Below are 13,958 nucleotides of genomic sequence, written 5' to 3' on the forward strand. Positions count from 1 at the left end.
AAGTAGGATCTAGCAAAAAACTCAAATATTTTTTGCGGTTTTATAACTAAATATTGTTTGGTAACAAGTCTAACTTCTTTTACAAATTAAGCAAGCAGCATACGTAGTGAGAACATTAAAAAATGCAAACTATAAATGGATTTCGGTTGTCTCTTCAGCAAAAATATCTTTGGTTATTGCAACAAGATAGCGCTACTTATTGCGCCCAATGCGCCATTTTGATAAAAGGCAATCTTAAGACAAGAGCCTTAAAAGAAGCTGTGCAGCAAATCATCAATCGTCATGAAATTCTCCGGACAATTTTCCATCGAGAACCAGGGATAAAAATTCCGATCCAAGTAGTTAGCGATCGCATCAACATCACCACTTGGCATTCCAGCAATTTAACTAATTGCAATCCCCAGGAACAAGAAGCAAAAATCGAGGCAGTTCTTCAAGAAGAAAGACGTTCAATTTCTACTTCCGAACCTACTGGTTCGCTACTGCGTGCATCTTTAATTACTCTGTCGGATGACAAACATATTTTAATTGTCACTTTGCCTTCTCTTTGCGCCGACAGTTGGACATTGAAGAATCTGGTACAAGAAATTAGCCAAGGATATGCTGCCAGTCTTCGAGGTGAGGAAATAGCCGAGGAAGAAGTTGTGCAATACGTGCAATTTTCTGAGTGGCAGAATCAACTGCTTGAGGATGAGGATGATTTAACGGGTAAAGAATACTGGAACCAGCAAGATTTCTCTAACTTGGCTAATTTGAAGCTGCCTTTAGAGAAGAAACTGCTTGGCTTACCTGCTAACTTTGAACTCAATTCTATTGAGTGTCAGATTGAGCCGGATTTAGTTGCCAAGATTACAGCGATCGCGCAAAAATACAATATTTCAATTTCAGCCGTTTTACTCGCTTGCTGGAAAACTGTACTTTGGCGACTAACTAGACAACCAGATATTATCGTTAGCACTGCTTTTAATGGTCGAAAATATGAAGAATTGGAGCCAGCACTAGGACTGTTTGCCAAATTCTTACCGCTTCGCACTCATCTAGAAGACAGCTTGAGATTTAGTGAAATCGTACAGCAAGTTCAGCAGTCTGTAAACGATGCCAATAACTGGCAAGAGTATTTCTGCCAGGAAAATATTAGCACTGCAACCTTATCCGGCTTTCCCTTCGGTTTCGAGTTTGAAGAACAGCTAAACACGTATTCTACTGGCGATTTATCATTTTCGATTTACCAGCAGTACGTCTGCTGCGATCGCTTCAAAGCCAAACTCTCTTGCGTGCGTCGGGATGAGTCGCTGAGTGCCAAGTTTGACTATGATGCTGGCATCATCGGTATAGAGGCGATTCAAGCCTTGGCAGAACAATTTCATAGCTTAGTGGAAAGTGCTGCTAACAGCCCAGAAACCGCAATTGGTCAGTTAAATATACTGAGCGATCGCTCTCGACACGAATTATTAGTTGAATTCAACAACACTCAAACTGATTACCACCAATCCAAGTGCATCCACCAACTGTTTGAAGAACAAGTAGAACGCACGCCAGAGAACATTGCCGTTGTATTTGAAAATCAACAATTAACCTACCGAGAACTCAACGATCGTGCCAACAAAATAGCGCATCACCTGCAAAACTTGGGAGTTAAACCAGAGGTCGTCGTTGGTATTTGCGTTGAACGTTCTCTAGAAATGGTGATGGGAATGCTAGGCATTTTCAAGGCAGGCGGTGCATATCTACCGCTAGATCCGGCAATGCCAAAAGAACGCCTCGCCTTGATGTTGCAAGATGCTCAAGTGCCAGTGTTGTTAACTCAAAAACAGTTTTTAGAAATTCCCCAACACAGCGCCAAGGTCGTATGTCTGGATACAGATTGGGAAACCATAGAAGTTGAAAGTCAAAATTCCATCCAAAAGCCCTCAAACCTCGCTTATGTAATTTACACCTCCGGTTCTACTGGCACACCCAAAGGAGTTGCGATTGAGCATCAACAACTGCTGAATTATCTCAACGGGATTATTAACAGACTAGATTTGCCAGCAGGTGCCAGTTATGCCATTATTTCCACCTTCGCTGCCGATTTAGGTCATACCGTTGTTTTCCCAGCGTTGTGTACGGGTGGGTGTCTCCATATAATCTCCCAAGAACGCGCAACTGACCCAGAAGCACTGACAAATTACTTTCAAAAACATCCCATTGATTGCCTCAAAATTGTTCCTTCTCACCTATCGGCTTTACTGACAGCTTCTAACCCCGCGCACATCTTACCTAGAAAGCGATTAATCCTTGGTGGTGAAGCTTTAACTTGGAATTTGATTGAGACAATTCAAAAACTAGCTTCCAACTGCCAAATCTTCAACCATTACGGGCCAACAGAAGCAACAGTAGGCGTACTTACCTATCAGGTAGCAGAGCGGGTAGCAGATGGGAAAGCGGATCGTATTTCTGAAACAGTTCCTCTAGGTCGTCCAATCCCGAACACGCAGATTTATATCTTGGATGCTCATCTTCAGCCAGTTCCAATTGGCGTACCGGGTGAGTTATACATCGGTGGTGCTGGTTTGGCGCGAGGTTATTTAAATCAGCGGGAACTGACAGCCAAAAAATTTATTATCGACTCCTTCATAGAGAGAGATGAGTTCTCTATTTTGAGGAATGAGTTACAAGACGTCCCACCTAACTCAAAACTCAAAACTCAAAACTCAAAACTTTACAAAACCGGAGACTTGGCTCGTTATTTACCCGACGGAAACATCGAGTTTCTCGGACGAATTGACGACCAGGTGAAGATTCGGGGTTTCCGGGTTGAGTTAGGGGAAATTGAGGCGGTATTGTCTCAATTTCCTCGGGTACGTCAGAGTATTGTTTTGCTGCGAGAGGATGAACTGGGACAACGTTTAGTAGCTTATATCGTTTCAAATTCAGCACTCATTAACGATCTGCGTTCCTTCCTCAAAGAGAAGCTACCCGAATACATGGTGCCTTCTGCTTTCGTAGTTTTGAAAGCTTTACCGCTTACCCCAAATGGCAAAATAGACCGTTCGGCACTGCCAGCACCGGAGACAATAAAACCCGAAACAGATACATTTGTAGCTCCTCGCAACAGCGTTGAGGAGCTACTGGCTGGAATTTGGGTTCCACTTCTCAAACTGGAAAAGGTCGGGATTTATGACAATTTCTTCGACCTAGGGGGACACTCTTTACTCATCCCTCAGTTACTTGCCAAGGTGCGAGAAACTTTCCAGATAGAACTGACCTTGCGCGATTTTTTTGATGCTCCTACCATCGCCGATTTAGGGAAAAACATCGAAATGAAACAGGGAGTCATTCCTTTTGTTTCTCCCGCCTCGAATTTAAATCTAGACGCTGAAGCTGTCCTAGATCCGACAATTCGCCCTGACTCTATACCTGTTGAGTTAGTCACTGAACCAAGTTGCATCTTTTTAACTGGAGCAACTGGGTTTTTAGGAGCTTTTTTACTCTCCGAACTTTTGCAACAAACACAAGCAGATATCTATTGTCTGGTACGTGCTACTAATGCAGAGTCTGGGAAAGAACGGCTACAAAATAGCCTGGAATCCTACTCACTTTGGGATGAAAATTTCAGCTCCAGAATTATCCCGGTTATGGGAGAGCTGTCTAAACCGCTTTTAGGGCTTTCGGATGAACAATTTCGAGACATGGCTAGTCAAATCGATGTCATCTATCACAATGGTGCCTTAGTTAATTTTACTTACCCATACTCTGCCCTTAAAGCCGCCAATGTACTGGGAACTCAGGAAGTTTTGAGATTGGCAAGTTTAATTAAACTTAAGCCAGTGCATTTTATTTCTAGCACTAATGCTGTTTCTCCGGCGGGCGGTTCTGGAGTCAGGGTCATTCGAGAACAGGATTCTATCAATCCTGAGGAAGTGATAGATACTGGTTACGCTCAGAGTAAATGGGTTGCCGAAAAGTTAGCAACGATTGCACGCGATCGCGGAATTCCGGTCTGTATTTACAGACCCGGACGGATATCCTGGCATAGCCAAACCGGGCTTTGCAACAAAAGCGATAATACCTTCAGATGGGTAAAAGGTTGCATCCAACTCGGTAGCGTTCCCAAGCGTGATGCAATGGTGAATTTAGTTCCGATAGATTATGCGAGTAGAGCGATCGCTTATCTATCCAGGCAAAAAGAATCCTTAAACAAGGATTTCCACATCGTCAATCCCTATCCCGCCCATTGGAACCAGGTTATTAATTGGGTTCGCTCGTTTGGCTATCCCCTTCGGGAAATTTCATACGATCAGTGGCACGGCGAACTACTAGAGGCTGCTCAAAAATCTTCAGGAAATGCCTTGTCTCCGCTAGTGGATTTTATGAATCAACCAACATCACAAGAACCAGCCTCCACTCCGGCAATTTTACAGTTTGACTGTCAGAATACCCTAGACGGGCTTGCCGGTTCTTCTATTGTTTGTCCGCCCTTAGAGGCTGAGTTGTTTGCGCCCTACTTTTCCTACCTAATTGATAACGGTTTGCTGGATGCTCCCCCAGTGGGTGAATTCGCTGCAACAACCCTTAACAATCATGTATTGTCCTAAGCCAAATCCTCTCTCCAGCCTGCGCCTGTTCTGCTTTCCCTATGCTGGTGGTGGGGCGCTCAATTTTCGCACCTGGTCTCAGGGTCTACCTGTGGGTGTCGAAGTTTGTGCTGTCGAACTTCCCGGACGAGGAAAGCGGATTTTGGAAGCGCCATTTACTCAGGCTTTACCTCTGGTGCAGGCGATCGCGCACGCCCTTTTGCCATACTTAGACAAGCCATTTGCCTTCTTCGGTCACAGCATGGGGGCACTCGTCAGCTTCGAGGTGGCTCGTCTACTCCGCAGAAAGTATGGGATCAGTCCAGTCCATCTGTTTGTATCCGGTCGCAGCGCCCCTCAACTCCCGGCAAAAGAGCCGCCCATCCATGCTCTGCCAGAACCCGCTTTTATCGAGGAACTGCGCCGTCTTAACGGGACTCCCGAAGCAGTACTAGAGAATGTGGAACTGATGGAACTGCTTCTCCCCATCCTCCGGGCAGATTTTGCCGTTCTTGAAACTTATGTTTATGCTGCCGAACCGCCGCTTCAGTGTCCTATCACTGCTTTTGGTGGTTTGCAGGATGTCAAAGTCAGCGTTGAGCGTCTTGAGGCTTGGCAACAGCAGACAAGTGCTAAATTCTCGCTACAAATGCTTCCCGGCGACCATTTCTTTGTGCAATCAGCTCAACTCCTGCTGCTTCAATTCCTTTCTAGAGAACTGAACTCAATCAGCATGGTTGGAAAGTAACACTCACGACTTCGCTTTTGATGAGGAGCGATCGCTTCTGGAAGCACAAAGCCCCTAGCACTGATGCTAGGGGCTTTATTTTCATGAATGCGCCTCAGAATACCTTGCGCTCATCCAAATGAGCAACGATATCCTGACGCGATCGCCATACTGGACGCAACTGTTTTCGAGCAAATAGCGGTAACTGATCGCTAATATGAGGCGATCCGGGTTGAGTTGCATTCCCGTAGCCGATCAGTGCCATTGCCTTGACTGGGTTAGAAAACTCGACCGCAGCGATGTAAGAATCGCCCCCAACCGCTTGAAAGCGACCATCTTTCGTCGGGGCAAAATCGAGAACGCGGAAGATGCCAAGGTCTCCAGAACCACCATTGGCAGGCAGATCCACACCCTCAGAACGCAGCCGGAAAACTTCCCCCCAGGGGACATCTAGGGCTTTATAAGCCGCCTCCACTTTTGCTGCTGCGGTAGCAAGCACTTTCACTGCGCTTTGAGGATCGGCTAAGCCGCTGGGTGTGGTGCGCGGGGAATTCTCGTTCCAGGGTGTACTAAATGCATCATCGAATTCCATCTCTTCCGCCCAAAGGTAAAAGAGTACGGCACCCCGACTATCTGCATCAGCATTTCGATCCCAAGATTGCAGGACATCAGCGGCTTGACGCGCTAATTTATCTCCATACTGCCGTGCGGCGGAAATTAGGTCATTTAGGAAACGATCTGCCACTTCCATGCGTGTCGAGTGCTTGTACTGAATCATTTCCTCGAAAGAAATTTGTTTATCCTCATCCAGCATTCTCGCGGAGCGTTGCGCTCGAAAGTGCATGAAATGCGGTGCCATGTAAGGCGGGAAATCTGCTGGATTTAGCGCTACTGGGAAAGTCGTTGTCCAGGGTGGATCGTTGGTATTTTGTAACCAGCCGCTGGGTGGGTCAATTACACGGGGTAAATCGCGGTAAGGATGAGTTTTCGTCCACAAGGTTTTAGAGGTGTCGCCAGGGATAATGCCTTCCCAGTAGTCAAAATCTCCAGATGTGCGAATTGGCACCTGACCGTTAAATAGGTGCATGATATGCCCCTCGCGGTCTGCATACATCACGGTAAACATCGGAATCTGCAACCGCTTTAGGGCAGCCTCAAATTCAGGCAGTTTAGTGGCACGTGCCATCGAGTACCACTGCTCCAACGCACCGGGCTGCTCAAGCCCCACAACCCGCAACGCGACGGCTTTTCCCTCCTTGCCTGCGACAACAGGGCCGTGAAGAGAACGTTGTACAACCAGTGATTCTGAGCGTATGCCGTTATCTTGCTTTACCTTCAAGATTTTCTTTTCTGTCTCAAAGGCTTGAACCTTCCCGTCAAAGAGGTAGCCGCCATCTTTTAGTTGCAGTTCGTAAGCGTCCCACCCGTCATGGGTATTGACGGTGTGAGTCCAGCCAAGGTTATTGTTGAATGCGATCGCGAGTACGGGAAGTCCAACGAGTGTCGCCCCATAAGCATCAATTCCTGGTGCCGTAATCTGGGCTTCGTACCAAACGAATAAATCTGACCAAGGCAGGTGCGGGTTTGCCAGTAGCATCGCGTTCCCGCTTGCAGAATGCTTAGGCGCGATCGCCCACGCATTAGAACCCATTGATTTGTTATCGGCAAGGCTTTGAACAATTTGCGGATTTACAATAAATGTGAAATTCATCACCCGCTGTTCGTGAGCCAGGATATCCACTGGCTGGACTGGCAGCACCGCCTTCACTTCATCATCAATCAGGTCGGGATGTTCCTTTGCATAGGCATTGATTCCTGCGGCAAAGGCATCTATATAACTGCGAAAAGCCGGACTTTGCGCTTTATACCACTCGCTGGCACGTTCGGGAATTCCCATCGTTTGTACCCATTGATCTGATTCTAGGTACTCCTCTCCCCAGTATTCGGCACTTCGTCCCCGTGCCTGACCGTAGAGGCGCAACAGCAGGTTGCCATGACTTTGCATCTGCGCCCAACCAAAGGCGCGAAATGCGCTTCCTGCATCCTTGCCGTAGATATGCGGGATGCCGTAGGTGTCCCAGAGAATTTCAGTCGAGGAAGCCGGTAAGCTTAGACTTTGGCTGCCTAAAAATAGAGTAAAGATGAAACCTAATATTAATGGGAAAATTCGCAAAGATTTTCCTCTAAAACCTCCGATTGCGTAGCGTCTACTACTTTTTTGCAACTTATCAAGAGAACGCAAACGCTCTTTAATAAAACCCCACCCTGATAGAAAATTTAACATTATGTCTTTGACAAATTGATAATTGAAAAACCAAAAAATACGGCTTCAAATTTTATTTTTGTATTAACAAGTGTGATTAGAAGGGGGGCAGAAGTTGCTTCGCTTCTATTCAAACAAGTCCGCCTGCGCGGACTCAATTCAGCCTGGGTCAGCAGGCTTTGTTTGTGTAGCCCCATTCCAGCTTGTTGGCGATTTGCTGCGGGCGATTTGCAAATACTTGATGAAAAATTTTATCATTATTTTCCTAACGAATAGTTGAAAATTATTCTCGTTAACTGCAAAAGTTTAATGTGTTGTGGCGCTGTTGCACGCGGAAGTGAAAGCGCGATAGCTTCGCTTGCGCCAAGGGCGATCGCGACTTGTTTCTACGCCCTCAGTTTCCAGTAAAGCGATCGCCCTTTAAGGCAGCCTCTTGGCTTATCTTCAGCTTCCGCCCCAGCGGAATACACATCGGTGTTCCGGCTACGGGATCTTCCACGATGCGACAACCCAGCCCAAATACTTCGCGCACCATTTCTTCGGTCATCACCTGCATCGGGGTTCCGTGGGCATAAACGCAACCTTCTTTTACCGCTACTAGGTAATCTGCATAGCGACAAGCTTGGTTTAAATCGTGCAACACCATTACCAGCGTTCGTCCTTGGGTCTGGTTCAACTCCAAAAGCAAATCCAACACCTCAATTTGGTGCGCCAAGTCTAAGAAAGTTGTGGGTTCATCTAAGAGTAAAATCTCTGTATCCTGAGCTAGCGCCATTGCAATCCAAGCGCGTTGTCGCTGTCCACCCGAAAGAGTATCTAGCGATCGCTCTGCCAATTCGGTCATCCCAGTCGTCGCAAAGGCTAACGCGACCAACCGCTCATCTTCTTTTGACCACTGCTGCAACCAGTTCTGATAAGGATAACGCCCCAGCGCTACTAAATCTCGCACAGTTAACCCTTCGGGTGCCACTGGCTCTTGGGGAAGAATCCCCAGTTGCTTAGCGACCTCTTTCGTAGATAACTTGAATAAATCAGCCGCATCCAGATAAACCGTCCCGTTCTGTGGCTTGAGCAATCTCGCCAAACCCCGCAGCAGTGTAGACTTACCGCAACCGTTGGCACCCACTAAAGCGGTTATTTTCCCTTCGGGAATCGCCAAATCAAGGTTTTTGATAATTGGCACACCTTCATAAGCCAAGGTGAGCCTGCGGGTGGAGAGTCGGTTCATCTTTGGGTTCATTGTTTGCGGTTTTGCACCAACAGATAGATAAAGTAAGGAGCGCCAATCACGGCTGTAATTACACCACAGGGAAGTTCAGTCGGAGCAAATAGCGATCGCCCTAGCAAATCCGCAACCACTACAATCATTGCCCCAATCGTTGCCGAGACAGGAATTAACCCCTCATGAGTTGAACCCACCAATTGACGGGCGATGTGCGGTGCCATTAACCCAACAAAGCTAATCGTACCAGCGGTAGCAACCGCCGCCCCTGTCAACGCGGTAGCGATCGCAAGTAACCAGCCGCGTTCCCATTCCAGCGAACTACCCAGCCCTTTGGCAACATCATCTCCCAAATTTAAAGCATTCAGCTGTCGGGCTTTCCCCAAAGCCAATGGCACCAACACCACTAACCAAGGTGCAACAGACCATACCTCCTCCCAACTGCGACCGTAGACACTCCCCGCCAACCACACCAACGCCTGACTCACACTATTAATCTCACCGAATGTCACCATCAAGCTAGTCAAAGCGCCGATGACTGCGGCAATCCCGACCCCAATCAAAATCAGGCGAACCGGAGAACTCCCTTTATCCCATGCCAAAAAGTAAATCAGAAAAGCGACAGTTAATGCTCCCCCAAAGGCAGACACCGGCAAGATTGCAATCGGGACACTGGGAAACAAAACAATCAGACTAACCGCCGCCAGACTTGCACCCGCGTTAATCCCGATGATGCCTGGGTCTGCTAGGGGATTGCGGGTAATGCCTTGCAAGATCGTACCGGAAACCGCCAATGCCACTCCGACAAGAGCCGCGACTAAGGTTCTAGGCAGTCGCAGTGTATTGATAATGAAGGGATAGTCAGGGTTTCCGGTTTCCAGTCCGAGTAAGGTTTTGATGACGGAGATGATGGGAATCGGATATTCCCCGTAAGAAACACTGACAACCATCGCCGCCAGGGTAACGAAGACCAGAATACTCAGGATACTAGGAATACGCCGATCGATACGGAAGGATACCGGAAGCGCCTTAGAACGAACGACCAACCAGTTGTTCATTTTTTCACCTTGAAGCGGGCAAGATAAACGAACAAGGGCGCACCCACGAAAGCAGTCATGACTCCGACTGGAAGTTCTTGGGGTTTAATCAGCAATCTGGCTCCGATATCCGCTGTTAACAGTAAAATGGCTCCAAAAACCGCAGAATACGGCATAATCCAGCGGTAATCGACGCCAACCAACAAGCGGACAACGTGGGGGACAACTAAACCAATAAATCCAATCGGGCCAGCGGCGGCAACGGCACTGCCTGCCAGTAATATGACACTGAAAGCAGCGGCAACTTTTACCCATGCGGTTCGTTGACCTAAGCCTTTGGCAATATCTTCACCGAGATTCAAGGTGGTGATTTGTTTACCTAAAGCGAAGGCTAATATCAGTCCGAGGGTGATATAGGGCAGCACTTGCCAGACAATCGTGAAATCCCGCCCCGCAATCGATCCAGCCATCCAAAAGCGGATTTCATCAAGGGTGCGTTGGCTGAAAATCAGGATGGCGGTTGTTACTGAAGACAGGAAGGTGCTAATCGCTGCACCGGCGATGGTGAGGTTGAGTGGGGTGAGTCCACCGCGACCCAAGGAACCGAGGAAATAGACAGCGATCGCAGCGGCACCGGCACCCAGAAAGGCATACCAAGCATAAAAACTCGGATCGGTTGTTCCGAAAGCAAATACGGCGATGACCACTGCCATTGCGGCACCGGCGTTGATTCCCAGGATTCCGGGGTCAGCTAAGGGGTTGCGGGTGATGCCTTGCATAATCGCACCCGCGATCGCCATTGCGGCACCAACCAGGATGGCGATGAGCGATCGCGGTATCCTGATCGTCCGAATAATCAAGTGATCCGCAGACCCATCAAACGCTGTCAACGCTGCATAAATGGTGGTTGCAGAAATGTCGGCTGCACCATAGCCAATACTGACTACCAGGCAAATAAGGAGAATCAGGAGGCTCAGAATTAAGCCGACAAGCAAAGAGGGTCGTGGCTGTATAAATCCTAAGATTTCCCCGATTAACCGATTTTTTACTATTTTCTGGATTGGTGCCAAATCTATCGATGCCTTTTGCCTTGTGTTTATTGCTATAGCAACCCTAAATATGCTGTCGTAACGTCAAGCGCCTCGGAACGATGAGAAACCGCCGCTTTGGTGCGCTCAACCAGGAAACTAGAAATTACTTTAGACTTATTGCGATTATTTATCAACAGTTTTGCAAAAATTATCCTTAAATTGCCAGTAATATAAGGACTCCAGATTTCAACAACGGCAAACCCCGCAGTTGCCTGGTGAGTTAAAGTTGCAGTCTGGCATAACATTGAGACATCACCGAATCGCAATATCCCACTTGCCTAGAACTGAGGCGAGTTGAGAAAAAAAGATAGCTGACCGATGCTGAAGATACCATGCGATCGCTCATGAAAAAACTCATCAACAACTCCGATAATGTAGTGCGTGAAAGCCTGGCAGGAATGGCAGCAGCGCATCCCGATTTAATTAAAGTCCACTTTGACCCCCACTTTATCTATCGCGTCGAGGCACCCATTCCTGGCAAAGTCGCCCTCATCTCCGGGGGGGGTAGCGGACACGAACCGATGCATGGCGGTTTTGTCGGTTTGGGGATGCTGGATGCTGCTTGTCCGGGTGAAGTCTTCACTTCTCCCACTCCTGACCAGATGCTGGAAGCTGCCAAAATGGTTACAGGGGATGCGGGTGTCCTCAATATCGTCAAGAATTACAGCGGCGATGTGATGAACTTCGAGATGGCAGCAGAACTGGCGCACTCAGAGGGCATTCCCGTACGCAATATCTTGATCGATGATGATATCGCCGTCAAAGATAGCCTTTATACTCAAGGGCGTCGGGGTGTCGGCGCGACGGTACTTGCTGAAAAAATCTGCGGTGCTGCTGCCCAACAAGGTTACGATCTCAAGCAGGTTGCCAACCTCTGTCGCCAAGTTAACCTCAACGGGCATAGCATGGGAATGGCGCTGACTTCTTGCACCGTCCCTGCCAAAGGTAGCCCGACTTTTAGTTTGGGGGATGATGAAATAGAATCCGGCATCGGCATTCACGGAGAACCGGGACGACAGCGAATGTCCTTGAAGTCAGCCGATGAAATTACCGAGATGCTAGCGGTTTCTATCATCGAAGACAGAGATTACACCCGCACCGTGCGCGAGTGGGATGCAGATAAGGGAGAATGGGTGGAACAGGAACTCACTGACCCTGCGTTTGAAAGTGGCGATCGCGTTCTTGCCTTTGTTAACAGTATGGGCGGCACTCCCCTTTCTGAGTTGTACATTGTCTATCGAAAACTAGCAGAAATCTGCGAAAAGAAAAAACTTCAAATTGTTCGTAATTTAATTGGCCCTTACATCACCTCTTTGGATATGCAAGGATGTTCCATCACTCTACTGAAGTTAGATGATGAGATGATTCAACTTTGGGATGCACCCGTGAAGACACCAGCTTTAAGGTGGGGAATATAAAAGAGTTTAGAGTTGTAGAGACGCAACAAATCGCGTCTGAGTTTAGAGTTTTGAATATGGTTAGTAAAGAACAAATCCTGCAATGGTTGCAAGCCGTAGCAGTAGTTGTAGAACAAAATAAGGATTATCTAACCGAACTAGACGCGGCAATTGGAGATGCTGACCACGGCATCAATATGAACCGGGGTTTTCAAAAAGTGGCGACTCAGCTACCCAGTGTGGCAGATAAGGATATTGGCAACATCCTCAAAGCTGTCAGCATGACGCTCATTTCCAGTGTCGGGGGTGCAAGCGGGCCGTTGTATGGCACGATGTTCCTACGGGCTAGTACGGCAGTCGCAGGCAAGTCGGAACTGACCGATGAGGAGATGGTGACGCTTTTTCAAGCGTTTGTAGAGGGCATTGTGCAACGGGGTAAGGCGAATTTGGGTGATAAGACCATGCTGGATTCTCTATCACCTGCTGCGGATACTTTTCAGCAAGCTGTCGTGGCTGGTGCAAGCACCCCAGAAGCCTTACAACAAGCCGTAGCTGCTGCTGAGGAGGGGATGAAACAGACGATTCCCTTAGTGGCGAAGAAAGGAAGGGCGAGTTATTTAGGCGATCGCAGCGCCGGTCATCAAGATCCGGGTGCCACCTCTACTTATCTGATTCTCAAGACGCTGTGGGAAACTGTCAATAGCCAGTCGTGATTTGTTAATCGTCATTTGTCATTCATTATTAATCGCCGCCAGTTTCTTAAAACCGTTGCGCTTTCCGCGATCGCAACTGAGTTCCCGCAGATTGCGATCGCAAATCCATTTTTAAAAACCGACTCAAAACCACCCCGCCTCAAAGTTGGCGATACGGTGGGATTAATTAATCCCGCCAGTCCCATTGACGCGAAAGACATTGCACAGGTACAGCAAACCCTGGCAAGTTTGGGGTTAAAGGTTAAGTTAGGGAAGCATCTTCTCGACCGTTATGGTTATTTGGCAGGAAGCGATCGCGATCGCGCATCTGATGTAAACGCTATGTTTGCCGATGCTTCTGTAAAAGCGATTGTTGCTGTGCGTGGTGGTTGGGGTTGCAATCGGATTTTGCCACTGTTAAATTATCCCCTCATCCAAGCTTCTCCCAAAATTCTCATTGGTTACAGCGATATTACTTCGCTGCTGTTAGCAATTTATGCCAAAAGTGGCGTTGTCACTTTTCATGGCCCCGTGGGCACATCTACTTGGAATCCGTTTACAGTAGATTATGTTAAACGCATTCTATTTAATGGGGAAGCTGTCACAATGCAAAATCCCCCGAATGCTAGCTTTAAAGTAGAAATAATTACGCCTGGAAAGGCTAGGGGAAAATTAGCCGGAGGCAACTTATCAGTGCTGGCGGCAATGGTGGGGTCATCTTATCTCCCAGATTGGAAACAAAGTATCTTATTTGTAGAAGAAATTGGGGAGGAAGCTTACCGGATAGACCGGATGCTGACTCAGCTAAAACTCGCCGGTATTCTAGAGCAAATTTCTGGTTTTATTTTTGGGCAATGTACCAGGGTAAGCGCATCTAAATTCGGGTGTAAATATGATACTAGAGAGATGCAATCTACCTCGAAGGGTGAGGCGGTTTCATGACAAAAAACTTAGACTCAACTACACCAGGTGA

Annotated in this window: 10 protein-coding genes; 5 read left to right on the forward strand and 5 right to left on the reverse strand. The window is 47.7% G+C overall.

Annotation, left to right across the window (positions count from 1 at the left end):
• Positions 1-122 precede the first annotated feature (122 nt).
• Together NC994_RS09490 and NC994_RS09495 are read left to right on the forward strand one after the other, a co-directional pair.
• Entirely contained in the window at positions 123-4,577 is a 4,455-nt protein-coding gene (locus tag NC994_RS09490) for an amino acid adenylation domain-containing protein (protein WP_190432134.1), read from the forward strand.
• Complete coding sequence (locus NC994_RS09495) at positions 4,564-5,304, forward strand: thioesterase II family protein (RefSeq protein WP_190432136.1); 741 nt, start codon at positions 4,564-4,566, stop codon at positions 5,302-5,304. Before NC994_RS09490 ends, NC994_RS09495 begins: the two co-directional genes overlap by 14 nt.
• 94 nt (positions 5,305-5,398) lie before the next feature.
• On the opposite strand, the gene NC994_RS09500 is transcribed toward NC994_RS09495, so the two are convergent.
• From NC994_RS09500 to NC994_RS09520, 5 genes are all read right to left on the reverse strand, one after another.
• Positions 5,399-7,456: an acylase gene (locus tag NC994_RS09500; RefSeq protein ID WP_242032492.1), complete on the reverse strand. Its 2,058-nt coding sequence runs from the start codon at positions 7,454-7,456 to the stop codon at positions 5,399-5,401.
• Positions 7,457-7,940: 484 nt separating this feature from the next.
• Positions 7,941-8,774, reverse strand: a complete 834-nt coding sequence (locus NC994_RS09505; RefSeq protein WP_190432166.1) for an ABC transporter ATP-binding protein — start codon at positions 8,772-8,774, stop codon at positions 7,941-7,943.
• An 8-nt stretch (positions 8,775-8,782) separates the two neighbouring features.
• Entirely contained in the window at positions 8,783-9,826 is a 1,044-nt protein-coding gene (locus NC994_RS09510; RefSeq protein ID WP_190432140.1) for an iron ABC transporter permease, read from the reverse strand.
• Positions 9,823-10,818, reverse strand: a complete 996-nt coding sequence (locus NC994_RS09515; RefSeq protein ID WP_347276541.1) for an iron ABC transporter permease — start codon at positions 10,816-10,818, stop codon at positions 9,823-9,825. The genes NC994_RS09510 and NC994_RS09515 overlap by 4 nt, the downstream gene beginning before the upstream one ends.
• An 89-nt stretch (positions 10,819-10,907) precedes the next feature.
• Complete coding sequence (locus NC994_RS09520) at positions 10,908-11,141, reverse strand: hypothetical protein (RefSeq protein ID WP_190432142.1); 234 nt, start codon at positions 11,139-11,141, stop codon at positions 10,908-10,910.
• A gap of 99 nt (positions 11,142-11,240) precedes the next feature.
• Between NC994_RS09520 and dhaK the strand changes: the two genes are divergently transcribed.
• Genes dhaK through NC994_RS09535 form a run of 3 tightly spaced genes read left to right on the forward strand, consistent with a single transcriptional unit; the run spans position 11,241 to position 13,927 of the window.
• Positions 11,241-12,314, forward strand: a complete 1,074-nt coding sequence (gene dhaK, locus NC994_RS09525) for a dihydroxyacetone kinase subunit DhaK (protein ID WP_190432170.1) — start codon at positions 11,241-11,243, stop codon at positions 12,312-12,314.
• 56 nt (positions 12,315-12,370) lie between these two features.
• Positions 12,371-13,006 carry a dihydroxyacetone kinase subunit DhaL gene (gene dhaL / locus NC994_RS09530; protein WP_190432144.1) on the forward strand — a complete coding sequence of 212 codons (636 nt, stop codon included), beginning with the start codon at positions 12,371-12,373 and terminating at the stop codon, positions 13,004-13,006.
• A 15-nt stretch (positions 13,007-13,021) separates the two neighbouring features.
• Complete coding sequence (locus tag NC994_RS09535) at positions 13,022-13,927, forward strand: LD-carboxypeptidase (protein WP_190432146.1); 906 nt, start codon at positions 13,022-13,024, stop codon at positions 13,925-13,927.
• Positions 13,928-13,958: the final 31 nt, after the last annotated feature.

Source organism: Trichocoleus sp. AS-A1 (assembly GCF_039962015.1).
Lineage (GTDB): Bacteria > Cyanobacteriota > Cyanobacteriia > Cyanobacteriales > FACHB-T130 > FACHB-T130.